At 60.4% G+C, this 22,147-nt stretch carries 18 protein-coding genes and 2 tRNA genes; 13 read left to right on the forward strand and 7 right to left on the reverse strand.

The genetic code is table 11. The features are described 5' to 3' along the window. Window positions 1-63 precede the first annotated feature (63 nt). Window positions 64-1,575 (forward strand): hypothetical protein, encoded by a 1,512-nt coding sequence (locus KUV52_RS06700; protein ID WP_222525166.1) that lies wholly within the window; start codon window positions 64-66, stop codon window positions 1,573-1,575. 47 nt (window positions 1,576-1,622) lie between these two features. Here KUV52_RS06700 and KUV52_RS06705 read toward each other — a convergent pair whose 3' ends face one another. Continuing rightward, entirely contained in the window at window positions 1,623-3,701 is a 2,079-nt protein-coding gene (locus KUV52_RS06705) for a HAMP domain-containing sensor histidine kinase (protein WP_222525167.1), read from the reverse strand. Beyond that, window positions 3,695-5,062, reverse strand: coding sequence for a sigma-54-dependent transcriptional regulator (locus KUV52_RS06710; protein WP_222525168.1), 1,368 nt, complete (start codon window positions 5,060-5,062; stop codon window positions 3,695-3,697). Before KUV52_RS06710 ends, KUV52_RS06705 begins: the two co-directional genes overlap by 7 nt. Window positions 5,063-5,312: 250 nt before the next feature. Between KUV52_RS06710 and KUV52_RS06715 the strand changes: the two genes are divergently transcribed. The 7 genes from KUV52_RS06715 (at window position 5,313) to KUV52_RS06745 (ending at window position 11,714) form a co-directional block, all read left to right on the forward strand. Continuing rightward, window positions 5,313-6,122 carry a substrate-binding domain-containing protein gene (locus KUV52_RS06715; RefSeq protein ID WP_222525169.1) on the forward strand — a complete coding sequence of 270 codons (810 nt, stop codon included), beginning with the start codon at window positions 5,313-5,315 and terminating at the stop codon, window positions 6,120-6,122. Then, entirely contained in the window at window positions 6,119-6,829 is a 711-nt protein-coding gene (locus KUV52_RS06720) for an ABC transporter permease (RefSeq protein ID WP_222525170.1), read from the forward strand. The genes KUV52_RS06715 and KUV52_RS06720 overlap by 4 nt, the downstream gene beginning before the upstream one ends. Window positions 6,830-6,831: 2 nt before the next feature. Next, window positions 6,832-7,509 carry an energy-coupling factor ABC transporter ATP-binding protein gene (locus KUV52_RS06725; RefSeq protein WP_222525171.1) on the forward strand — a complete coding sequence of 226 codons (678 nt, stop codon included), beginning with the start codon at window positions 6,832-6,834 and terminating at the stop codon, window positions 7,507-7,509. Further along, window positions 7,506-8,099 (forward strand): molybdenum cofactor guanylyltransferase MobA, encoded by a 594-nt coding sequence (mobA, locus tag KUV52_RS06730; RefSeq protein WP_222525172.1) that lies wholly within the window; start codon window positions 7,506-7,508, stop codon window positions 8,097-8,099. Before KUV52_RS06725 ends, mobA begins: the two co-directional genes overlap by 4 nt. Before the next feature lie 20 nt (window positions 8,100-8,119). After that, window positions 8,120-9,913 (forward strand): bifunctional molybdopterin-guanine dinucleotide biosynthesis adaptor protein MobB/molybdopterin molybdotransferase MoeA, encoded by a 1,794-nt coding sequence (locus KUV52_RS06735; protein ID WP_222525173.1) that lies wholly within the window; start codon window positions 8,120-8,122, stop codon window positions 9,911-9,913. A gap of 9 nt (window positions 9,914-9,922) precedes the next feature. Then, window positions 9,923-10,909, forward strand: a complete 987-nt coding sequence (gene moaA / locus KUV52_RS06740; protein WP_222525174.1) for a GTP 3',8-cyclase MoaA — start codon at window positions 9,923-9,925, stop codon at window positions 10,907-10,909. Window positions 10,910-11,045: 136 nt separating this feature from the next. Further along, a complete protein-coding gene (locus tag KUV52_RS06745; RefSeq protein WP_222525175.1) occupies window positions 11,046-11,714 on the forward strand; it encodes a DUF3313 family protein in 669 nt (222 codons plus the stop codon). 183 nt (window positions 11,715-11,897) lie between these two features. On the opposite strand, the gene KUV52_RS06750 is transcribed toward KUV52_RS06745, so the two are convergent. Together KUV52_RS06750 and KUV52_RS06755 are read right to left on the reverse strand one after the other, a co-directional pair. Continuing rightward, window positions 11,898-11,973: transfer RNA gene (locus KUV52_RS06750), tRNA-His, on the reverse strand. Between the two features lie 52 nt (window positions 11,974-12,025). Continuing rightward, a tRNA-Arg gene (locus KUV52_RS06755) sits at window positions 12,026-12,102 on the reverse strand. Window positions 12,103-12,387: 285 nt separating this feature from the next. Here KUV52_RS06755 and KUV52_RS06760 point away from each other — a divergent pair. Further along, window positions 12,388-14,919 (forward strand): EAL domain-containing protein, encoded by a 2,532-nt coding sequence (locus tag KUV52_RS06760; protein WP_222525176.1) that lies wholly within the window; start codon window positions 12,388-12,390, stop codon window positions 14,917-14,919. 3 nt (window positions 14,920-14,922) lie between these two features. On the opposite strand, the gene rep is transcribed toward KUV52_RS06760, so the two are convergent. Further along, complete coding sequence (gene rep, locus KUV52_RS06765; protein WP_222525177.1) at window positions 14,923-16,938, reverse strand: DNA helicase Rep; 2,016 nt, start codon at window positions 16,936-16,938, stop codon at window positions 14,923-14,925. Between the two features lie 125 nt (window positions 16,939-17,063). Here rep and ubiK point away from each other — a divergent pair, with 125 nt between their 5' ends. The 3 genes from ubiK (at window position 17,064) to KUV52_RS06780 (ending at window position 18,414) form a co-directional block, all read left to right on the forward strand. After that, complete coding sequence (gene ubiK, locus KUV52_RS06770; protein WP_222525178.1) at window positions 17,064-17,333, forward strand: ubiquinone biosynthesis accessory factor UbiK; 270 nt, start codon at window positions 17,064-17,066, stop codon at window positions 17,331-17,333. A 47-nt stretch (window positions 17,334-17,380) separates the two neighbouring features. Next, window positions 17,381-17,818 carry a GNAT family N-acetyltransferase gene (locus tag KUV52_RS06775; protein ID WP_222525179.1) on the forward strand — a complete coding sequence of 146 codons (438 nt, stop codon included), beginning with the start codon at window positions 17,381-17,383 and terminating at the stop codon, window positions 17,816-17,818. Window positions 17,819-17,898: 80 nt separating this feature from the next. Continuing rightward, window positions 17,899-18,414 (forward strand): hypothetical protein, encoded by a 516-nt coding sequence (locus KUV52_RS06780; protein ID WP_222525180.1) that lies wholly within the window; start codon window positions 17,899-17,901, stop codon window positions 18,412-18,414. A gap of 33 nt (window positions 18,415-18,447) precedes the next feature. Here KUV52_RS06780 and KUV52_RS06785 read toward each other — a convergent pair whose 3' ends face one another. Next, entirely contained in the window at window positions 18,448-20,421 is a 1,974-nt protein-coding gene (locus KUV52_RS06785) for a BCCT family transporter (protein ID WP_222525181.1), read from the reverse strand. A 461-nt stretch (window positions 20,422-20,882) separates the two neighbouring features. On the opposite strand from KUV52_RS06785, the gene KUV52_RS06790 reads away from it, so the two are divergent. Further along, window positions 20,883-21,329, forward strand: a complete 447-nt coding sequence (locus KUV52_RS06790) for a hypothetical protein (protein ID WP_222525182.1) — start codon at window positions 20,883-20,885, stop codon at window positions 21,327-21,329. A 5-nt stretch (window positions 21,330-21,334) separates the two neighbouring features. On the opposite strand, the gene KUV52_RS06795 is transcribed toward KUV52_RS06790, so the two are convergent. Next, window positions 21,335-22,147 (reverse strand): ATP-binding cassette domain-containing protein, encoded by an 813-nt coding sequence (locus KUV52_RS06795; RefSeq protein ID WP_222525183.1) that lies wholly within the window; start codon window positions 22,145-22,147, stop codon window positions 21,335-21,337.

Genomic DNA, 22,147 nt, shown 5'->3' on the forward strand with positions numbered 1-22,147 from the left:
TGTTATGTCGACGTTTTAGCCCAGCAAGTCACGTAAGCTGGTGGCGACATTACAGGAGTATCTATGCGCTATCGAATTGAGCCCGGAGTCACCGACCCGACACCCACGGTATTGGTGCTGGAGAGCGGCGACGATGGAAAGGAAAAGGTTATCTGGCACCTGACCTGGCGCCACAGCGCGCCGCTCATCCTGTTGGAGAAGGTGGGTGACGACCATATGGTGGTGGCAGACTGGAATGGCCGCATTGAGCTGTACCACCTGCCGACCCGTAATCGCGTCGCACAGCAGAAGCTGGCCGCCGATATCCGCATCGGTGCCCGGGTGGCCACCGATGGCCAAACCATCCAGGTGGCTTACGCGGACGACGACAACTACCGCGTCGATATGCTGGAGATCCTGGATGCCATGACCCTCACCCGCCTGAAGCGCTTTGAACTGCCCGATCGGGAAGAGTTCACCCAGTTGGATCTGACGCTCCGCCAGATTTTCGCACCTTACCCCGACCAGCTCTGGTTTTACGACTGCGAAGCCAGCTTCGGTTTCGATTCACCCGCAGAGCAGGCCTTTTACCAGCTCAACCTGACCACCGGCGAAGCGGATTTCCAGGAGCTTCCGGGCCTGGGCAATGCCAATGATGACTACTGCCTGCCCGCCCTCAACGGCGAACGGAACCTGGGCGTTATGCTGGACTGGGGTCGCCTGCCTATCGTCACCAACGACGCCGGCGAGCCGGAAGCGGTACTCTGCCTGACCCGATTCAGTCTGGACGACCTCTCCGAGCAGGGCCGGATAGCGACACGCCACTTTGACCGCGCCGCGCTGGAGCGTTGGCATGCCGACGCCGACCTGCTGCTCGATCCCGAGGCGGAACTCGATGATGACTACCGCGAAGCACAGGGTGACCTGTTCGAAGCCCTGACCCGGATGCACTGGCAGGACGACACCCTCTGTCTGCACTTTGAGGATGGTCAACATCTCCGCATTCTCGCCAACGGGGAACAACAGGGTTTTCAGGAGATGCCATCACAGCCATACGAATGGACCCCGCTGGCCCTTTTTGACCGCGATCTTGAAGGCCGCATCCCGCTGTTTGTAGGCGACGATGACCAGCGCACCCTGCGCCAGATGGGCCAGGCCTGCGAGGACATCGACCGTCAGCGCCGTGGTCAGCGATTTGCGTTTGCTCTGATGACCAGTGACGGCAGCCCCGTCGAACAGGCCGCATTTTTCCAGCGGGTGGCATCGGAGCACCACGCCAAACTGGCTGCCATGCTGGAGGCGTTCATCGCCCTGGATGAGATGCTGTACGACGATCTGAACGCCGGTTACGCCGCCCTGTGCCATGTGGCCAAAGCACTGGCGATGACCAGCTGTCCTGAGTATCTGCCTCTGCTGACCCGATACGTTGAAGCGCTAGATCTCGACCATGAGTTGTTTGTAGAGGAGTCACTGCTGGGCACCATCGTCCAGTATTACGGGGCGGAGGATCCCGGCGTGATAGCGCTGGAGAGCCACATTCGGGGCTGGCACGGCTGTGACGAGGATGACGAATACGATGAATATGAGGATGAGTAAGGGTTAAGCCTCAAAAAACGCCCCACCGATTGGTGGGGCGTTTTGATTCAGGAACGAACGCTCAGCTGCACGCCCTGGGGTTCTGACATCGCCGGACACTGCATCGGCAACTTGATGGTAAAGACCGAGCCCTTACCCAGTTCCGATTCCACCTCCAGCAAACCGCCAAAGCGGCGGATGATGCCGTAGCTCAGGGAAAGACCCAGACCGGTGCCCTGCTTACGGGTGGTAAAGAAGGGGTCAAAGATGCGCGACAGCACCTCCGGGGCGATACCGCAACCATCGTCCGCCACGGTGATCCACACTCCCTTGGGCTGGTCGCCGTCCATCCAGTCGCCACTGGCTACACGCACCTGCCCCGAGCCCTTCAGGGCATGGGCGGCGTTGACCACCAGGTTGATCAGCACCTGCAGCAGCTGTTGGCGGTTCACCTCCACCTGCGCAGTGGCGCCCAGATCCAGGTCCACATCCACCGACTGCTTGCGCAGAGAGTGGCGCACCAGCACCAGCATCTCTTCAAGGATGGGATTCACCGGCTGGCGCTCCAGCGGCATCGCCAGATCGCCCGGTCGCGCGTACTGCAACAGCGATTGGATAATACTGTTGATGCGCTGCACCTGCTGGACAATCAGCTCGATCTCCTCATTAAGATCCGGCTCCTCGTCCCCCAGCTCCATCTTGATCAGCTCAATGTTGCCCAGGATCACCGCCGTCGGGTTATTGATCTCATGAGCGATCCCCGCCGTCAGCTCGCCCAGCGCCACCAACTTCTCGTTGGTCACCATCTGCTGTCGGGTCTCCTCCAACAGGCGGATGTTGCGTTTCAACTCCTGAGTCCGCTGCTTCAGGCTGAAGGTGCGCTCCTCCACCTTTTGCTCCAACTGCAATGCGGCAGCCTGGATCTGCTGGTTGCGCTCCTGCAACTGGTCCAGCATCAGGTCAAACTGACGGCCCAACTGGGCCAGCTCGTTGGCCGGGTCCAGACCGAGATCGCCAATGCGGCGATTTCGCCCCGCCTGAACTTCACGGACGACGTTATGAATTCGGTCGATCGGCTTGAGCAAACCCGAAGCACCCCGGTATACCGCGAGACCGGAACCCAGCATCACCAGCAGCAGGATGGTGCCCATCTCAATGATGTTGATCAGGTAGTTCAGTACAAAGGGGGCCTCGGTAAACCCGGTGTAGATCATGCCGATCCGCTCCCCTTTGGTGTCCAGCAATGGCGCGTAAGCGGAGATGTACCAGTCGTTGAATACAAACGCCCGGTCCACCCACAGCTTGCCCTGCTCCAGCACCTTCAGCCGCACCTGCTCCGACACCAGCGTGCCCACCGCCCGCCCGTTTTCATCGTCCGGGACGTTGGTGCTGATCCGCACATTGTCGAGGAACAGGGTCACCGCACCACGGGCCCGGGCAGGCAGGGTGCCATCGGCGTAGGTCAGCGCCTTGATGGTGTCCACCAACTCGGTGTTGTGGTTCATCAGTGAACCGCCATCCAGGTACCCGATCCGCTCACCATCCGGCCCTTTTACCGGAATCAAACTGCGGATCACCATGCCCCGCTGCTCAAACCCCTCCCGAGGCTGGGGCGCCATCGGCGTGGGCTTCAGGCGCATGGAGGCCAATCGGGCCAGCGACGGGCTGATCCGCAGCATCTGGTTGCGGGACAGCACCTGCAAACCAGAGCGGGCGTCGTCATTTTCATCCGGGATCAGCTGGCGCAACTTGGGCTCCGCCAACGCGTCCTCCAGGCTGACCAGGCGCAGAAAGTCTAGGCCAAGGCGATCCCGGTGCGCTTCAAGCAGCCGGTTCAGGGAGCGGTCGGAATACTGCAGAGATTGGATAAGCTGAGTGAAGTCCCAGGCGTGCTGGGTCTGACGCAAGGCACGCTCCTGCGCCTCGGCCTGATTGGCCAGCACCCCCTGAGCCACTGCCAGATCCGCCCGCACCTTCATAAACAGTTGCTTGCCGGTGTAGGTGACGTTCCAGTAGATGGTGATAAACACCAGACTGGCCAGGGTAACCAGCACAGGCAGCAGCATCAGCACCAGCAAACGGTACCGTACTGTGCTGGTCATCACCTTGACGTCATTGGTGAAATGGTGGCGCCAGCGTTTCAGCATCCGCCTTCCTGACCCCACTCTTTAAATTTCCGGTCGAGGGTTTTCCGGGACACACCCAGCACCCGTGCCGCCGCAGACTTATTGCCCTCCTGCGCCGTCACCACCTGCATCACATGCAGGCGCTCCACCTCTTTCAACTCCATATCGTCCGGGTAACCGGCCCCAGCCGGGACCTCCACCACCGGGGTTTCCTGGCTTCGCCAGTACTCTGCCGGCGGCTTACCCAACAGCAGGCAGCGCTCCACCAGGTTACGCAGTTCGCGAATGTTGCCGGGCCAGTCGTAGCTCTGCATCACCTGCAGGTCCTCGTGGCTCCAGGCAACCTCCCGCAACCCCAGCTCGGTAGCCAGTTGGCGGGTAAAGTGGTGCACCAGATCCACCACATCATCGGGGCGCTCACGGAGACTGGGGATGCGGATATTAAGCACATTCAGACGGTAGAACAGGTCGCGACGGAAACGCCCCTCCTCAACCTCTTGCTGCAACTCCCGGTTGGTGGCGGCGACCACGCGCACGTCCACCGGCGACTCCTTCTCTGAGCCCACCGGGCGGATGGTGCGCTGTTCCAGCACCCGCAGCAGTGCGGTCTGCATCTGCAGCGGCATCTCGCCAATTTCGTCCAGGAAGATGGTGCCGCCGGAAGCAAAGCTGAACAGGCCTTCGCGGGCCCCACGGGCACCGGTAAAGGCACCAGCCACATGGCCAAACAGCTCACTTTCCAACAGCTCCGGGGCAATCGCACCGCAGTTCACGGCCACAAAGGAGCCGCTGCGACCCGACAGTTGGTGCAGAGAGCGGGCAACCAGCTCTTTACCGGTTCCGGATTCGCCCTCAATCAGCACCACCGCATTGGTGGCAGCCACGCGACCAATCACCGACTTCACCTCCGCCATGGCGGCGCTGTTGCCGATGATGGTGTTGGGGTGACTGTGGGCCACTTCGCGACGCAGCAGCAGATTTTCCCGGCGCAACAGACGGCGTTCGATACAGCGGTCCACCGCCTGCATCATCTGCTCCAGACGGAAGGGTTTGAGAATAAAGTCAACGGCCCCGGCGCGCAGGGCACGGATGGCGGTTTCCATATCGGCAAAGCCGGTCATAAAGATCACGTCGGAGCGACGGGTGTCCATGTCCAGCGCCTCATGCCACTCAATGCCATCCCGGCCCGGCAGGCTGATGTCCACGATCAGCAGGTCGAAGTGGCAACGACTGCGCAGCTGCTCCGCCTCTTCCACACTGCCGGCAACTTCCACCAGTGCGAAGCGTTTGCTCAACGCTTTCTTCAGAAACGAACGCATGCCGGACTCATCGTCCACCACCAAAACCGACATCGCTGTCGAGGGAGGAAGCTTATCGACCATAACCGCTGAGAATCTCCAATATCAGGGATGCAGATTGGTACAAATTGTCCCGCCAGGGTCAATTTGCCCATAGGTAGCGTAAAGGTGCGTCATTTTGACCCTATTGGCCAGCGAGAAAGTGTGATCCCGGGCAAAAATCCCCCCTCTTACAGCGATTGGCATTATCTTTGCACGGTTTGAGCGGGCCGAGACGCGCCATGTTGTCACTTACGCGTCTGCCACGTTTTGGGTTCGACAGGATAGTTAACGAATGAAAGGTACACTCTCAAAAGTGTTGTTGCTGCTGGCATTATTGCCCGGCCTGGCGCTGGCAAAAGAGCCGGTGCGTCTGGCCACCACCACCAGCACCGACAACTCCGGCCTGCTCGCTTACCTGCTGCCGGAATTTGAGAAAGACAGTGGTTACCAGGTGCAGGTGATCGCCACCGGAACCGGTAAGGCGCTGCGTCACGGCCGCAATGGCGACGTGGATGTGGTGATGACTCACGCTCCCGCCGCTGAGGCCAAGTTCGTGGAGGACGGTTTTGGCCGCCTGCCGCGCCAACTGATGGCCAACGATTTTATCCTGCTCGGCCCCGCCAGTGACCCCGCACACATCGCATCGGCACAGAGCGTGGCCGACGCAATGAAGCGGATCCACGATGCCAAAACCCCTTTTGTGTCCCGGGGCGATGAGTCCGGCACACACATTAAAGAGCTGGCGCTGTGGCGATCCGCCGGGGTGGATACCCATTTCACCGGTTATGCCGCCATCGGTCAGGGCATGGGCCCGGCTCTGCTGACCGCCAGCGAGATGCAAGGGTATCTGCTGGCCGACCGAGGCACCTACCTGGCGTTCAAAGACAAGCTGGATTTGAAAGTGCTGTATCAGGGCGACGCCAGACTGCTCAACCCTTACCAGGTGATCCTGATCAGCGACACCATCTACCCGGATCGGAACCACGCTGGCGCTCAGGCATTGAGTGACTGGCTGGTCAGCGCCAAAGGACAGGCGATGATCAATGATTTCAGCGTGCAGGGAGAGCAGCTGTTTCAGGCGACCTATAAGGCTTCCGAATGAGCGACGGCATGTTTTCCGTATTCCAGCAGGGTTTGATGCTGCTGCTGAGTTTTGACCCTGACGTCTGGGCCATCATCGGTGTCTCTTTCAGCGTCTCCCTGCGCGCCATGGCGATCATTCTGCTTCCCAGTATCCTGCTGGGCTTTGCACTGGCCGTTACCCGTTTCCCGGGCCGTAGCGTCATCATCTCACTGTTCCAGACGCTCCAGGCAATCCCCACAGTCGTGGTGGGTCTGATCGCTTATCTGCTGCTGTTCCGCCAGGGGATCCTGGGTGACCTGCGCTGGCTGTTTACCCAGAACGCCATGGTGCTGGCCCAGGTGTTCCTGGCGATGCCGGTTCTGGTCTCCCTCAGTTACGGCGCCTTCTCCAGTGGAGACTGGCGCGCCTGGGAAACCGCCCGTACTCTGGGGGCACCGCGCCACCGCGCCTTTTTCACTCTCTGTCATGAACTGCGGGCACCCCTACTGGTGGCCGTTATCGCGGCATTCAGCCGCATCATCACTGAGGTGGGCGCCTCCATGCTGGTGGGGGGTAACATTCACAATGTGACCCGCAACATCCCCACCGCCATCGCTCTGGAAACCAGCAAAGGCGAGTTTGCCCAGGCAGCGGCACTGGGTACCGTGTTGCTGCTGCTGGCCCTGATGATCAACTTCTCCCTGGGTAGCCTGCGTAATCAGCAGGAAGGCCTGCGTCGAGGATAACCATGCAACTGACCGCGACTGCGCTGGAGATGCGCTTTAACCAACAACTGCTGTTCCGGATCCCGGATCTGATGCTCAGCGGCCACCAGCGGATCTGGCTGAAAGGCCCCAACGGCGTGGGCAAAACCACGCTGATGAAGATCCTGGCGGGCCTGTCCCGTCCCACGACCGGCCAGGTGGTGCTGCGCGGTGCCCCAAGCCGTCGCTGGCGCCGGGATGGCTCTCCCCTCGGCCAGGTGGTGTATCTGCATCAAAGCCCCTACCTGTTTAACGGCACGGTATGGGACAATTTGGCTTACGGTCTCAACAATCTGGCGTTGTCCGTGTCGGAGCGCGAAGTTCGCATCCGCGAAGCGCTTGGACTGGCCCGCCTGGAGCACCTGGCAGAGCGTCCCGCTCAGGTGTTGTCCGGTGGCGAGCGACAACGCCTGGCCCTGGCCCGCGCCTGGGTACTGAACCCCCGGTTCCTACTGCTGGATGAGCCCAGCGCCAACCTGGATCCGGACTCGCTGGGCCTGGTCACCGAGATGGTGGATCAACTGTACCAACGTGGCTGTGGCCTGGTGATCACCAGCCACCAGCAAACCGAACTTACCGACCGGTGCGAAGAGCACTGGGTCCTGGATAACCAAAGCCTGATCTGCCTGAACATGGTCGATCAGCAGGAAGCCAGAGCATGACGCTTAATGACATCACCCTGGCGGTGCTGGCCGGAGGCCAAGCCCGTCGTATGGGCGGCGATGACAAGGGACTGATCCCGGTTGCCGGACAACCCATGATCCAACACGTTCTCAATCGGGTTCGCCAACCCGGCATGGCGGGCATGATCATCGCCAACCGCAACCAGACACGCTACGCCGAGCTTGGCCTGCCGGTGCACAACGACACCATTCCCGGCTTTATGGGTCCGATGGCGGGCATGGCGGTTGCCATGGCGGAAGCGACCACCCCGCTGGTGCTGATCTGTCCCTGTGACACCCCGAACCTGCCCGCCGATCTGGCAGAGCGACTGCTGGCCGCGATGCAGAGCAGCGACGCCGAGGCCGCCGTGGCCTGTGATGATGAGCGGGAACACCCGGTGGTGATCCTGCTGAAGCGGGAGTTATTGGGATCCATTGAGCAGTTTCTGGCTGCCGGGGATCGTAAGATTGACCTCTGGTATGGCCAACATAAAGTGGCCCGGTGCGTTTTCAATGGCGCAGCCGACGCCTTTGCCAACATCAATACTCCAGAGCAGCGTCAGGAGCTGGAGCAGCAGCTGCTGGCCTGACAGTACAGATGAGAGAGTCCATGAGCGCAGACACCCTCCTGTCCGATTGCCGAGTTCCCGTTCTGGGGATTTGTGCTTACAGTGGCACAGGCAAAACCACCCTGTTGTTGAAGTTGCTGCCCGAGCTGAACCGCCGGGGGCTGAAAGTGGCGGTGGTGAAGCACGCTCACCACAACTTTGAAGTGGATAAGCCCGGCAAGGACAGCTTCGAGCTGCGAAAGGCCGGTGCCGATCAGATGCTGATCGGTTCAAGCAACCGCCGCGCCCTGATGATGGAGCGCCCGGTTGAGGGCGACCCGGATCTCAAAGAGCTGCTGGCGATGATCGACCAGAGCCGCATCGATATGATCCTGGTGGAAGGCTTTAAGAAACTGGCCCTGCCCAAGCTGGAGCTGCACCGGGCGGAAGTGGGCAAACCCTTTGTGTTTACCCATGACCCCCTGATCCAGGCCATCGCCTGCGACGAAGCGACCCGACTGCCCTCGGATTGCACCCTGCCTCAACTCTCCATCAATGATGTCGACGGCATCGCTGACTTTATCCAGCGCTTTATCGCTCAATGGACGCCGGTTACGCCCGCCCCTCTTGGGCCCAGCTGTGACAGCGTGGAGCGCAAGCAACTGTCGGTGAACCAGGGTGTGGCCCGCATCCTCAGCAAGGTCACGCCGCTGAGCGAAACCGAATCCCTGCCCCTGACTCAGGCCCTGGGCCGTGTTCTGGCGCAGGACGCCATCTCCCCCATCAATGTCCCTCAACACACCAACTCCGCAATGGACGGCTACGCCATTGCCCACGGTGACGCTGATGAGTTCAAGGTGGTGGGCGAGGTGTTTGCCGGCCACGCCTACGACGGCACTGTCGCGGCCGGTGAAGCGGTCAAGATCATGACCGGCGCTCCTCTGCCGGCCGGTGCGGACACGGTGATCATGCGTGAGCTGGCCACCGAGCAGGATGGCCGGGTGCGCTTTGAAGGCGCCATCGAGCCGGGACAAAATGTCCGCCAGGCCGGTGAAGATATCCGGACCGGTGCCACCGCCCTGACTCAGGGCGCCCGCATCAGCGCGGCGGAGATGGGCCTGCTGGCCTCTTTGGGCCTGGCCCAGCCCACCGTGTGGCGTCGCCCCAAGGTGGCGATCTTCTCCACCGGCGATGAGGTGTGTGCCCCGGAAGCCCCTCTGAAGCAGAACTGCATCTTCGACGCCAACCGTTTCAGCCTGCACGGTATGCTGGCTCAGCTTGGCTGTGAGGTGATCGACCTCGGCATCATCGAAGACAACGAAGATGCCATGGTCACTGCACTGGAACAGGCCTCTTCCCAGGCGGATGTGGTGATCAGCTCCGGTGGCGTATCGGTCGGGGACGCCGACTTTATTAAGGATGCCCTGGCCCGCCTCGGCACCATCGATTTCTGGAAGATCGCCATGCGCCCCGGTCGCCCCCTGGCGTTCGGCACCATTGGCAACGCCCTGTTCTTTGGTCTGCCCGGCAACCCGGTCGCCGTGATGATCTCCTTTATGCAGTTCGTCCAACCCGCTCTGCGCAAGCTGGCCGGTGAAAGCCACTGGGCACCGCGCCTGGTGAAAGCCGTTGCCACCGAGCCGATGCGCAGCCGCACCGGTCGCACCGAGTTCAGCCGTGGCATCGCCACCCTGGGCGCCGCTGGCCAGTTGGAGGTACGCACCACCGGCAGTCAGGGCAGTGGCATCCTGAGCTCCATGGTGCAGGCCAACTGCCTGATCGTTATCGAGGAAGCGATCGACCTCGTCCGCCCCGGCGATGCCGTCTGGGTGCAACCATTTGCAGACCTGATGTAGGAGACGTCGATGTCATTAACTGACGGCTTTGGACGCAAAATCAGCTACCTGCGCATGTCCGTAACGGACCACTGCGACTTCCGCTGCGTCTACTGCATGGATGAAGACCCCAAGTTCCTGCCCCGTGACCAGGTGCTCTCTCTTGAGGAGTTGCACCAGATCGCCCAGGCCTTTACCGAACTGGGTGTACAGAAGATCCGTCTGACCGGGGGAGAGCCCCTGGTTAAAAGTGACCTGGACTACCTGGTTAAGCAGATCGCGGATCTGCCCGGGCTGAAAGACCTCTGTCTGACCACCAACGGGTCACGCCTCAAAAAATTCGCGCAACCGCTGAAAGAAGCGGGCCTGAAGCGGATCAACATCAGCCTGGATACCCTTGACCCGGAGCGCTTCACCGCAGTGACCCGTAACGGCAAGCTGGATCGTGTTCTGGCCGGCATCGACGCCGCCATCGAAGCGGGCTTTGAGCGCATCAAGCTCAATACCGTGGCGATGAAGGGCAGCAACGATGACGAGATCCTGGATCTGGTCGCCTTTGCGCGTGAGAAGGGCGTGGACATCAGCTTTATTGAAGAGATGCCCCTGGGCCAGTTGGATGCGGATCGCCGTCAGCAGAGCCTGCTGACCAGCGATGCGGTGCGCGAGATCCTGTCGGAGCGCTACGAACTGATCCCCACAACCGAGAACACCGGTGGCCCAGCCCGCTATTACCGGATGCCGGACAGCGATATCCGCATCGGCTTTATCAGCCCCCACAGCCACAACTTCTGCAGCGAGTGCAACCGGGTTCGGGTCACCACCACCGGCCAGCTGTTGCTCTGTCTGGGCAACGAAAACGCCGTGGATCTCAAGGCGATCGTTCGCGAATACCCCGGCGATATTGAGTGCCTGAAGCAGGCGATCCTGGACGCCATGATGAAGAAGCCGGAGAAGCACGAGTTCCGTACCGACGGTGAGACTCAGATCCTGCGGTTTATGAGCTTCACTGGCGGCTAATCCACCTCCGCAAAACGCCTTACAGGCCAGCCCATCGGGCTGGCCTTTTTTGTTTGTCCTCTTGCGGCCTCTGACAGTTGGGGATTCCGGCCCTCCCGTCTATACCTTAAGCACTGATATCGCTGTGGAGGTTGCCATGCGACGCGCACTGATGATTCTCTCTGTACTCTGTCTTCTGCTGCCCATGGCACAAGCCAAGGATGACTTTCCCGACCGGACCGATGATGGCTTGACCCGGATCCCCTCCGAACAGGTTCAGGCGGCGTACTGGCTTGAAGGCGCCACGCTGGCGCCCTATACCCGGGTGGCGATCCTGGACTGCTTTGTGGCGTTCAAAAAAGACTGGCAACGTGACTACAACAGCGGCCGACGCGAACTGTCCCAACGCATCAGCGGCAAGGAGATGGAGAAGATTCAGCAGGAGCTGGCCAAAGAGTTTATGACGGTGTTCACCCGAGAGTTGGAGGAACGGGGCGGTTATGAGGTCGTCAGCCCGGAAGTTCGGGACCAGGACGTCCTGCTGCTCAGGCCCGCCATCATCAATCTCGACATCACCGCGCCGGACCTGCAGGGAACCCAGTTCCAGCGCAACTACGTCGCCTCAGCGGGCTCCATGACACTCTATATGGAGCTCTACGACTCAGAGACGCGGGACCTGATTGGACGGGTGGTGGATTCACGCTCTGCACGGGACACCGGTACATTCCAGTACGCCAACAAAGTGACCAACCGGGCGGAAGCGGACCGTATCCTGAGACGATGGGCAGACCTGCTGGTGAAGGCCCTGAACGAAGCGAAACCCTAGTCCTGCGTTGGACGAATAGCAGGAGAGTAAGCGCCACTCGAACCCGGAGGGCGGTAAAGCGAGGTTCCCCTTTTGGGATGGCAGGGGCCGGGAAAGGTGGAACCAAAGGCGGAACCAGAACAGAGTGAGACCGTAGAGCAGATACGAAAAAGCCCCGGTAAAACCGGGGCTTTTTCTGAATAGTGGGGTGGCTGACGGGACTTGAACCCGCGACAACCGGAATCACAATCCGGGACTCTACCAACTGAGCTACAGCCACCACTGTCGGGACATCTGGCTATCCAGATTAGTGTCGAAATGAAACCTTCGAATGGCGCGCCCAAGAGGATTCGAACCTCTGACCTCTGCCTCCGGAGGGCAGCGCTCTATCCAGCTGAGCTATGGGCGCTCACTCACTTCGACGGCGGACATAATACGTAAGGGGCCCCCCCCAGTCCACGTATTTTTGGCACCGTGTCGGTCAAGTGGTGGAATTTTAACTAGACCATGTAAAAAAGCATAGTGAAAACAACAAAAAACATTGAAGCGTGCCGCTTTTTTGGTCAATCTGTCTCGATTCGACTCCCACGTTAACATCACCAGCAAGGACAGCAGCAGAATGCCCAAAGGGAAGGCTCTGTCGCCGCAATCGGTAACAGCATCACTAGAAAGGCGTGTTAATCGACTGAAGAGGATGGCAAGCCACTACAAAACCGCGGCCTCACTGCAGTCGATCCTGTTCCGAGTCTCCGAGCTTGCCAGCCACAGTCCCACCATGGAGCGCTTCTATCAGGAGCTGGCACCGCTGGTTCAGCAGTTTCCGGGCACCGCAAACTGCTATGTCGCCCTCTTCGACCCCATCACCGAACGTTTCGATTTCCCCTTCTTTCTCGACGAGCGGGACAGCTCTCCCCATGTCGACACCCGCTATCTATTGGCTGGCTGCACCGGATACGTGTATCGACATGGAAAACCGCTGAATGCTGACAATGCCACGCTGGCCAGACTGGTTGAGCAGGGCGAGGTGCAACGTCTGGGCCACCCTGCGGAAGCCTGGCTTGGAGTCCCCCTGAAGCAGGAAGAGACAGTAATTGGGGTTCTGGTGCTGCAATCCTACCAACCCGGATTTCGCTACACGCAAGCCCAGCTGGAGTTCCTGACTTTTGTCGGCCAGCACCTGATCACTGCGATGGAGCGTCTGAAGCTGCGGGCCCAGACCGAACGACTGATTGAACATCGCACCCGGGCACTGAGCCGGGCCAATAAGGCGCTGCAGCAGGAGGTCGCACAGCGCCGTCGGGCGGAGCGGCTACAGAATGCCCTGCTGGAGATCACCGAGATCACCGCCAGCGGCCGGGACATCGACAGCTTTTACCGGGCGATTCACTCGGTACTGCGTCATCTGCTTTATGCCGAAAACTGCTTTGTTGCCCTGCTGGATGCGGAAGGTGAGCACCTCACCTTCCCCTATTTCGAGGTGGGCGATGCCCTGGAAGCGCCGCCACCCCGGAAACCGGGGGATGGCCTGACGGAGCAGGTGATGGCCGCCCAGCGCCCCCTACGACTCTGTCGTGACACCATTGATTCCCGCTACCGGGATGGCTCCCTCGGGCAGTCGGTGGACCGCTGCCTGATTGACCTCAGGGACTGGATGGGGGCACCACTGGTGATCAATGGTGAGATCCGGGGCGTGCTGGCCGTGTTCAGCCAGCACCCCGATTACGGCTATGAGGATAAAGATCTGGATGTGTTGGGGTTTGTCTCCCAGCACATCAGCACCGCCATTGAACGCCGTCAGGCGTTGGAGCAACGAGCCCGTTACCGGGAGGAGTTGGAACGCAAGGTGACGGAGCGCACTCGTGAAGTTCACGCCATGAACGTGGACCTGCACCGCCAGATCCTTCAGCGTCGCAAAGCGGAAAGTCAGCTCCGGCACGACGCACTCCATGACACCCTGACCGGCCTCCCCAACCGGGCACTGCTGCTCAGCCGGATGGATCAGGCCCTGAAGCACATCAAGCGGCACCCTGATGAGCGCTTCGCGCTGCTGTTTATCGACCTGGACCGGTTCAAGCTGGTCAACGATTCTCTCGGCCACCTGGCGGGCGATACCCTGCTGGAAACCGTGGCGCAGCGCCTCAGTCGATGTGTTCGGGACAACGACACTCTGGCCCGTCTGGGGGGCGATGAGTTTGTGATTCTGCTGGATGGGATCCGCAACCGCCAGCATGTTCAGGAGGCCGCGGAACGGCTTCTGGAACAGCTGCGCCAGCCCCTGAAGCTGGAGGGCAAGGAGTTCTTTCCCGGAGCCAGCATCGGTATCGCTCTGGCGGATCCCCACCAGAACGCCTCTCCCCAAACCCTGCTGCGGGATGCGGATGCGGCCCTCTACCACGCCAAATCCGCTGGCCGGGGTGGCTTCCAGTTCTTTGACCAGCAGATGCATGCGGAAGCGGTCGCCGATCTGACTCGCGAAGCGCAGTTCCGACAAGCGTTGAACCAGGGCCAGATCACCGTTCACTACCAACCGGTAATGGATCTGGAGCAGCAGCAGGTGGTGGGGATGGAAGCCCTGGCCCGCTGGCACCACCCCCAACTGGGGGAGCTGACCCCGGACCAGTTTCTGCCTCAGGCCTGCCACAGTGGTGCCGTGGCGGAGCTGGACTGTTATGTGCTCCGTCAGGTCTGTCGGGACTACCCGCAACTGCGCCAACAGATAGGCCATCGCGGCTGGGTGCACGTCAATCTGGACCTCACCCACCTGCGCTCCAACAGCAAGCTGGAGAAGCTGGAACGCTGCATCGAGTCACTGACCCTGCCGAAAGGACAACTGGCACTGGAGTTTTCCGAACGCGACCTGATGGTGGATCAACCCACCCTGCATGAGGGACTGAACCGGCTGCAGTGCCTGGGGGTTAAGCTGGGGCTGGATGATGTGGGGACCGGTTACAGCGCCCTGGCGATGCTGCCGCTGCTGCCGCTGGACTTCGTTAAGGTGGATAAGCACTACAGCCAGAAAAGCACCGACTGTGAACGCCACCGAGCGGTGCTTCAATCCCTGGTGGCTCTGTCTGGCCAGCTGGGATTTGTTGTCAGTGCGGAGGGGATTGAGCAGCCGGGTCAACACCAGCTGCTCAAAGGGTTGGGGTGCCGTTGGGGTCAGGGTTATCTGTTCCGTGCGCCGGAAGCCCTGCCCACCAGTGCGGAGCTCAGCCGTTCAGGCTGAGCCTCACTTTTTCGCCAGCATCGCTCTGAGCATGGCGACATTGGTTTTGCCGGTGCTCATCCGCTCCTGCTCCGAGGGCTGGCGCTGACGGTTTTCCCACACCAGATCATCCTGGGGCAGCTCCAGCAGGAAGCGACTGGGTTCACAGCGGATCTGCTCACCAAACTGGCGGCGCTCGCGACAGAGGGTGAAAATCAGCTCACGCTGAGCCCGGGTGATGCCCACATAGGCCAGACGCCGCTCCTCCTCCACATTGCCCTCATCCAGGCTGCTCTGATGGGGCAGCAAGCCCTCCTCAGTGCCCACCATAAAGACGTAGGGGAACTCCAGCCCCTTGGAGGCGTGGAAGGTCATCATCTGCACCTGGTCCGCCTCCTCCTCTTCGGAGTTGCGCTCCATCATGTCGCGCAGAGTGAGACGGGTTACCACCTGGTTGAGGGTCATCGGCTCCTCCAGCTCATCCCCCTCCAGCATGTCGGTGATCCAGCGGTAGAGTTCGGAGACGTTCTTCATCCGCATCTCCGCCGCCTTGGGGCTGGGTGAGGTGTCGTAGAGGTGATCCTCGTAGTTGATCTCCCGCACCAGATCCTTCAGCGCCGCCAGGGTATCTCCCCGCTCGGCCCGATCCCCCAGCTCGACCAGCCAGCGGGTAAACACCATCACGGTCTCCGCCGCCTGAGGAGGCAGAACCCGCTCCAGTTCCGGCTCAAACGCCGCGGCAAACAAGCTGATCTGGCGCTCATTCGCCAGTCGACCCAACTTCTCCAGAGTGGCCGGCCCCATGCCTCGCTTGGGCACATTGCAGATGCGCAGAAACGCGTTGTCGTCATCCGGATTCACCAGCAGACGCAGGTAACCCATGATGTCCTTAATCTCTGAGCGACTGAAGAAGCTGGTGCCACCGGACAATTTGTAGGGGATCCGGTTGGTCATCAGCGCCTTCTCAAACAGGCGGGACTGGTGGTTGCCCCGGTAGAGAATGGCGTAATCCTTGAACTTGGCGTGGTTAACAAACTTGTGGCGCACCAGCTCCGCCACCACGCGCTCCGCTTCGTGGTCCTCGTTGTTGGCCATGATCACCTTGAGCTTTTCGCCGTACCCCAGTTCCGAACGCAGGGTCTTGTCGTAGACGTGGGGGTTGTTGGCGATCAGGATGTTGGCGGCATTCAGAATGCAACCGGAGGAGCGATAGTTCTGCTCCAGCTTGATCAGCTTGAGGCTGGGGAAGTCCTTACCCAACAGCACCAGGTTCTGGGGCTTGGCACCACGCCAGGAGTAGATGGACTGGTCATCATCTCCCACCACGGTAAAACGGGCACGCTCCCCCACCAGCAGCTTCACCAGCTCATACTGGCTGGTGTTGGTGTCCTGGTATTCGTCCACCAGCAGATAGCGCAGGCGGTTTTGCCACTTCTCCCGCACCTCGGCATTGGAGGCCAGCAGCAGGGTCGGCAGCATGATGAGATCGTCAAAATCCAGCGCGTTGTAGGCAATCAGGTGGCTGCGGTAGCGTTCATACAGTTGAGCGTGCAGGATCTGCTGGGGATCACGGGCCAGGGTCAGCGCCTTCTCCGGCAACACCAGATCGTTTTTCCAGTTGCTGATCTGGGTGATCAGCATGCGCAGCTGATCCTTATCCTCGTTAAGCTCGTTCTCCGTCAGCTCCTTCAGCAACGCCAGGGTGTCCTGATCGTCAAACAGGGAGAAGCCGGGTTTCAGGCCCAGAACCTTGTGCTCACGCCGGATGATGTCCAAACCCAGGGTGTGGAAGGTGGAGATCCACAAGCCACGAGACTCCCCTTTGCCCAGAGTCTGCGCCACACGCTCCTTCATCTCACGGGCGGCTTTATTAGTGAAGGTTACCGCCGCAATATGGCGGGCCTTATAGCCGCAACGCTGCACCAGGTAGGCGATTTTGTTGGTGATCACCCGGGTTTTACCACTGCCGGCCCCCGCCAGTACCAGGCAGGGCCCGGAGACGTAGTTCACCGCTTCTTGTTGCGCCGGATTGAGTTTCATCGTCCTACCTGTGTGCACGCCGATTCGAGGGCGCGCATTCTATGCAAAATCGGGGGAGTTTGGCCACCTGTACCGGGCCGCTTTTCTGTTACCATGAATCCAACAGCGACCAATGGAACCCTATTATGATCACCCCCAACAAACTGGAGCAACTGGCACAGCAACTGGGCAGCGCCCTGCCCCCGGGTCTGAAGAGCGCCGCAGACGACTTTGAGGCCAAAGCCAAGACCATTCTGCAGAGCCAGCTCTCCAAGCTGGATATGGTCTCCCGGGAAGAGTTTGACCGCCAGGCCGCCGTTCTGGCCAAAACCCGCATGATGGTGGAGCAGCTGGAAGCGCGCCTTGCCGCGCTGGAAGCGGCTCAGTCCGAGCAGGACGGCAGCGACAACAGCTGATCCATATTGGCGGGCACCTGACCCGCCATTTTTATGCGGGGGCAGAGATGGAGTGGCACAAGGGCGACTATCTGGTCAGTACCGACCCGGAACGGCTCGACCGAGCCGCGATCCACCGCTACCTCAGTGAAGAGGCCTACTGGTCTCTGGGCATCCCCCGCGAACTGCTCGATACCGCCCTCGACCACTCCCTCTGCTTCGGCCTCTACCTGGGCCAGCAGCAGGTTGGCTTCGCCCGGCTGATCACCGACTACGCCACCTTTGCCTATCTGGCGGATGTGTACGTTTTAACGGAACACCGGGGCCAGGGGCTGGCCCGATGGATGATGACCTGCATCATGGCCCACCCTCAGGTCGTGCCTTTGCGTCGCATTATGCTGGTTACCAAGGATGCGCATCCGCTCTACCGGGCCGTTGGCTTTGATGACCCGGCCGTGCCAAGCCGGATCCTGACCCGCCACCGCCCCAGGTGCTACCAAGGCTGACATCGCCTCACTGAACTGGCCAGTTTTACCGCCAGGCCGTATCCTTAAAGTAACTTCAACCGCCACCTAGGGAGTACACCGTGGCCCTTGAACCCATTCTGATATTTGTTGCTCTGATTACCCTCTATCTGGCCTACAAATCCCGCCAGTTCCAAAAGGAACACAAAGCCGCCAATGAGCGGGCCGAAGCCAAACTGAATGAACTGGAGGCCGAGGCACGAAAGCAGTGTCAGGACTGGGCCTCGCCGGCCGAGCCGGATCACGATGCCAAAGCCGCGCTCAAAGCGGGCCTGATGGCCGCCTTTGAATTTGGCAGCGGCCTGAAAGGCGAGCCCCAGAAGCCGGACTCCCGTGTGATGCGAACCCTGCTGGGGGATTACCTGGAGGGGGCGGAGAAAGCGCATGGCCATGAGACCTGGGCACTCTACCATCGGGCACTGCACTGCGCCGTGCTGCTGGGTCAGGCAGCCAGCCAGCCCAAGATGGCGGAACGCATCGCTGAACAGGAAAAGCGTCTGCGTACCGCGCTAAAAGTCGGGCAGGCGCCTCTGTCGGCCAATAACCCGGCCAACCCGGATTATCAGGAAAAAGCGTAACAAAAAGGGCGGCCCCAAGGCCGCCCTCTCTCTTTACTCCCGCACCATGTGCAGGAAGTGCAGGTGCTTCTCGTACTGGTCCAGAATGTCACCGAGAACCTGTTCCCGGCTCCAGCCCATCACATCGTAATCCTGCCCACCCTCGCGAAGGTGTACTTCGGCACGGAAGTATTTGCTCTCCTCGTCATCGTCCTCTTCGGTGAGAACAAAAGAGGGGCGCTGGTAGGCACGGGGACGCACTTCATACTCAAAGTCCATCTCAGCCCCAAACAGCACTTCGAGCCGGGTACGATGGGTATCGTCATCCTTGTGCAGGTTCACTTCCACCCCCTGCTTGCGCAGCTCAAGCAGCATCTCTTCCATGGCCGGGTACACCACTTCATCGATAAAGCGGTTCACATGAGTCCGGCGGGGGAACTGCATGGTGTTGCGCAGGCGGCGCTGCCAGGGCACCGGGTTGCGGGTAACCCGAGGGGCCAGGTTGGCACTTTGCTGGCTTTCCTTCTTGTGAAGATCCACCTGCAGGGCCTGCTGAAGTCCATACGCGGCAACCAGCAGCACCATGGCGAACGGCAGGGCACTGGCGATCACCGCCGTCTGCAGTGATGAGAGGCCACCGGCCATCATCAGCACCACGGCCACCAGACCGATACTGGCGGCCCAGTAGATGCGCTGCCACAGCGGGGTGTGGTCATTACCACCGGACGCCAGCATATCCACCACCAGCGAGCCGGAGTCCGCCGAGGTGACGAAGAACACCACCACCATCAGCATGGCAATGGTTGAGAGCAGGCTGGAGAGTGGGAACTGTTCCAGGAACACAAACAGGGCCAGAGAGGAGTCCTCACTGATGATGTCACCCAACTGCGTCATCCCCTGATGCAGGATCATATCGATGGCGGTGTTACCGAACACCGTCATCCAGGCCAGGGTGAAACCTGCGGGCACAAACAGTACCCCCATCACGAACTGACGGATGGTGCGCCCACGGGAGATGCGGGCAATGAACATCCCCACAAAGGGCGACCAGGACAACCACCAGCCCCAGTACAGCAGAGTCCATCCCCCGAGCCAGTCGGTCGGGTCGTAGGCGTAGAGGTTGAAGGTCTTGTTGACGATCTCAGACAGGTAGCCACCGGTGTTCTGGACGTAGGTCTGCAGCAACAGAACCGTGGGGCCTAAAATCAGGATCAGCGCCATCAGGCCGACCGCCAGCAACAGGTTCAACTCCGACAGGCGGCGGATCCCCTTATCCAGCCCGGACACCACCGACAGCGTGGCCAGGGCGGTAATGGCGATAATAAGTATCACCTGGATGTTGGCGTTCACCGGCAGATCAAACAGGTAGTGCAGGCCGCTGTTCACCTGAAGCACACCGAAGCCCAGCGACGTTGCCACACCAAACACGGTACCGATGATGGCAAAGATGTCCACGGCGTGGCCGATGGGGCCGTAGATCCGGTCGCCAATCAGCGGATAGAGCGCTGAGCGCAGGGTCAGAGGCAGGCCGTGACGGTAAGCGAAGAAGGCGAGGATCAGCGCCACAATGGCGTAGATCGCCCAGGCGTGCAGACCCCAGTGGAAGAAGGTCAGCTTCATCGCTTCCTTGGCCGCCTCCACCGTTGCCGGGTCACCCACCGGTGGGCTCATAAAGTGCATCACCGGCTCAGCCACCCCGAAGAACATCAGGCCGATCCCCATTCCGGCGGAGAACAGCATGGCGAACCAGGATTTATTGTTGAAAGCGGGCTCGGCGTGGTCGGGACCCAGCTTGATGTCGCCGAAGCGGGACAGGCCCAGGAAAGCCACGTAGATCAGGATTAGGGCGACGACCAGAACGTAGAACCAGCCGGCATTGGTGATGATGGACGATTGGATGGCGCTGAAGCGCTCTGCGGAAGCATCAGGGAACAGGGCCGCATAACCCACCAGGGCCAGGATCAGTCCCGTTGACCAGAAAAATACCGGTCGATTCAGTGTTGAGCGCGTACTGGGCGCATCAGACATGTTTCCTCCTTTGTCTCAGACTCCGAAGCTTTGGCTTCGGTACGACATGTCGGCGCCAGACGGGATCGACAAAAAGCCCATGGAGATCAGCAGGGGAGATGCTTAGAAAGCCAAAGACGCTGGGAGAACCCCAGAGAATTGCATCGCTCGAACCGCGTCGGCGCATTGTAGGCAATCCGATCCGGGGTATACGCCCGCACCGCATCACAGAGTAGATGGGTTCGATCCAGCGAGGACCAAACGATGGGAAAACGCGCAACAGTATGAACAAACGACCACTTTGGCGCAAACCGACACCCCACATCAGTGACCTGGGAGACCTATTCAGTCTAGCCAATGAGACCCGCATCACACTTTAATCAAATAAAATCGAACCGCTTGTCACAACAATGCGCGTGACCACACCCGGTTCAGAAGTCGGCTGCTAGGCTTGGGATCTCTGCTGCTTGCGTGCGAAAACCATGACACTGATCCGTACTCTGGGCTCAAAATGGGCCGTTGCCGAACTGGCTGAAGCCTTGACCGTGGAACTGGCCAAGGAGATGGAGATACACCGCTTGTTTTCCGGGGCAGCCACCCTGGACCAGGTGGCGGAGAAGATCATCACGCTCACGCTTGCTGAAGCGCCGGAGTTACTGAAAGAGGGCGTGGATGAGTGGACGCTGCTGCCGGTGGTCTCCATCGCGTTTCAACTGATGGTAGTGAAAAGCCTGCAAGGGGAACGCCTCACTCAGATCGAGCACCTGATCATCCCGGTCAGCCGACACCTGGCTGCACAGCCTGACCCAAAGGATCTGCCTGAGCCCTACCGGGCGATGAAGGCCCGTATTCTGGACCTCTACCAGCGCTGGGATACGGCCAAGACCGAGCAGCGCAACGCCAGCAGAAATATGATGCGACACCAGTAGGAAGGTCAGTCCCGCCCCTTCAGCCAGGACGGCTGGCTGACCAGACCGATGGTTTGGTTGGCTTCGAAATCCGGCGCAAAGTCGTCCAGTTGCAACACCAGCTCACCGGTTTCCGGGTTATAGCGTACCACCCGACCATGGCCCCGGCGACGAGGCAGATGCTGGCCAATCTCATCCGGGCCACCTACCCGCTCAATATGACCGTTCCCCATGGTGATGATGGGGTCACACAGATGCAGGGTCTCCGACACCGAATGGCTGATAAAGAGCATCGGGATCCGCTCCGAGACCTTGTTCAGAAACGCCATCAAGTGCTGGCGACTGGCCAGATCCAACGCCGCCAAAGGCTCATCCAGCAACAGCAGACGGGGGGAAGCCGCCAAGGCACGGGCGATCGCCACTCGCTGACGCTGTCCGGCAGAGAGCGACGGCGCGGGCTGATCCAGCAGCTCGGTAAACTGACAGGCCTCCGCCAGCTCCTCAATCCCGAACTGGGGCTGAGCCGCCTGCTGCTGGGCAAGTCGAAGATTTTGACGCACCGTCAGATGGGGGAACAGGCGACTGTCCTGGAACACCACACCGATCTTGCGATGCTCCGGCAACATAAAGACCCGCTTTTCGCTGTCCTGCAACACGTCGCCATTCAGTACGATGCGCCCCTGGAGCCCTCGCTCCAGTCCACAGATCGCCCGGAACAGGCTGGTCTTACCCACCCCGGAGGGGCCAAACACCCCAATCACCCCCCGCACAGGGACGGAGAGGGATAAATCAAAGGCGAACTCACCCAGCTGCCCTTTAAGCTCGAGCTCCAAACTCAC

The sequence above is a fragment of the Ferrimonas balearica genome (assembly GCF_019802055.1).
GTDB lineage: Bacteria > Pseudomonadota > Gammaproteobacteria > Enterobacterales > Shewanellaceae > Ferrimonas > Ferrimonas balearica_A.

Excerpts from the sequence above, each read along its gene's own strand:
- rep (WP_222525177.1), bottom strand. The coding sequence starts at position 16,938 with ATGAAACTCAATCCGGCGCAACAAGAAGCGGTGAACTACGTCTCCGGG.
- KUV52_RS06700 (WP_222525166.1), top strand. The coding sequence starts at position 64 with ATGCGCTATCGAATTGAGCCCGGAGTCACCGACCCGACACCCACGGTA.
- KUV52_RS06790 (WP_222525182.1), top strand. The coding sequence starts at position 20,883 with ATGACACTGATCCGTACTCTGGGCTCAAAATGGGCCGTTGCCGAACTG.
- KUV52_RS06720 (WP_222525170.1), top strand. The coding sequence starts at position 6,119 with ATGAGCGACGGCATGTTTTCCGTATTCCAGCAGGGTTTGATGCTGCTG.
- KUV52_RS06710 (WP_222525168.1), bottom strand. The coding sequence starts at position 5,062 with ATGGTCGATAAGCTTCCTCCCTCGACAGCGATGTCGGTTTTGGTGGTG.
- ubiK (WP_222525178.1), top strand. The coding sequence starts at position 17,064 with ATGATCACCCCCAACAAACTGGAGCAACTGGCACAGCAACTGGGCAGC.
- KUV52_RS06725 (WP_222525171.1), top strand. The coding sequence starts at position 6,832 with ATGCAACTGACCGCGACTGCGCTGGAGATGCGCTTTAACCAACAACTG.
- KUV52_RS06785 (WP_222525181.1), bottom strand. The coding sequence starts at position 20,421 with ATGTCTGATGCGCCCAGTACGCGCTCAACACTGAATCGACCGGTATTT.
- KUV52_RS06735 (WP_222525173.1), top strand. The coding sequence starts at position 8,120 with ATGAGCGCAGACACCCTCCTGTCCGATTGCCGAGTTCCCGTTCTGGGG.
- KUV52_RS06705 (WP_222525167.1), bottom strand. The coding sequence starts at position 3,701 with ATGCTGAAACGCTGGCGCCACCATTTCACCAATGACGTCAAGGTGATG.
- KUV52_RS06760 (WP_222525176.1), top strand. The coding sequence starts at position 12,388 with ATGGCAAGCCACTACAAAACCGCGGCCTCACTGCAGTCGATCCTGTTC.
- KUV52_RS06715 (WP_222525169.1), top strand. The coding sequence starts at position 5,313 with ATGAAAGGTACACTCTCAAAAGTGTTGTTGCTGCTGGCATTATTGCCC.
- KUV52_RS06745 (WP_222525175.1), top strand. The coding sequence starts at position 11,046 with ATGCGACGCGCACTGATGATTCTCTCTGTACTCTGTCTTCTGCTGCCC.
- mobA (WP_222525172.1), top strand. The coding sequence starts at position 7,506 with ATGACGCTTAATGACATCACCCTGGCGGTGCTGGCCGGAGGCCAAGCC.
- KUV52_RS06775 (WP_222525179.1), top strand. The coding sequence starts at position 17,381 with ATGGAGTGGCACAAGGGCGACTATCTGGTCAGTACCGACCCGGAACGG.
- moaA (WP_222525174.1), top strand. The coding sequence starts at position 9,923 with ATGTCATTAACTGACGGCTTTGGACGCAAAATCAGCTACCTGCGCATG.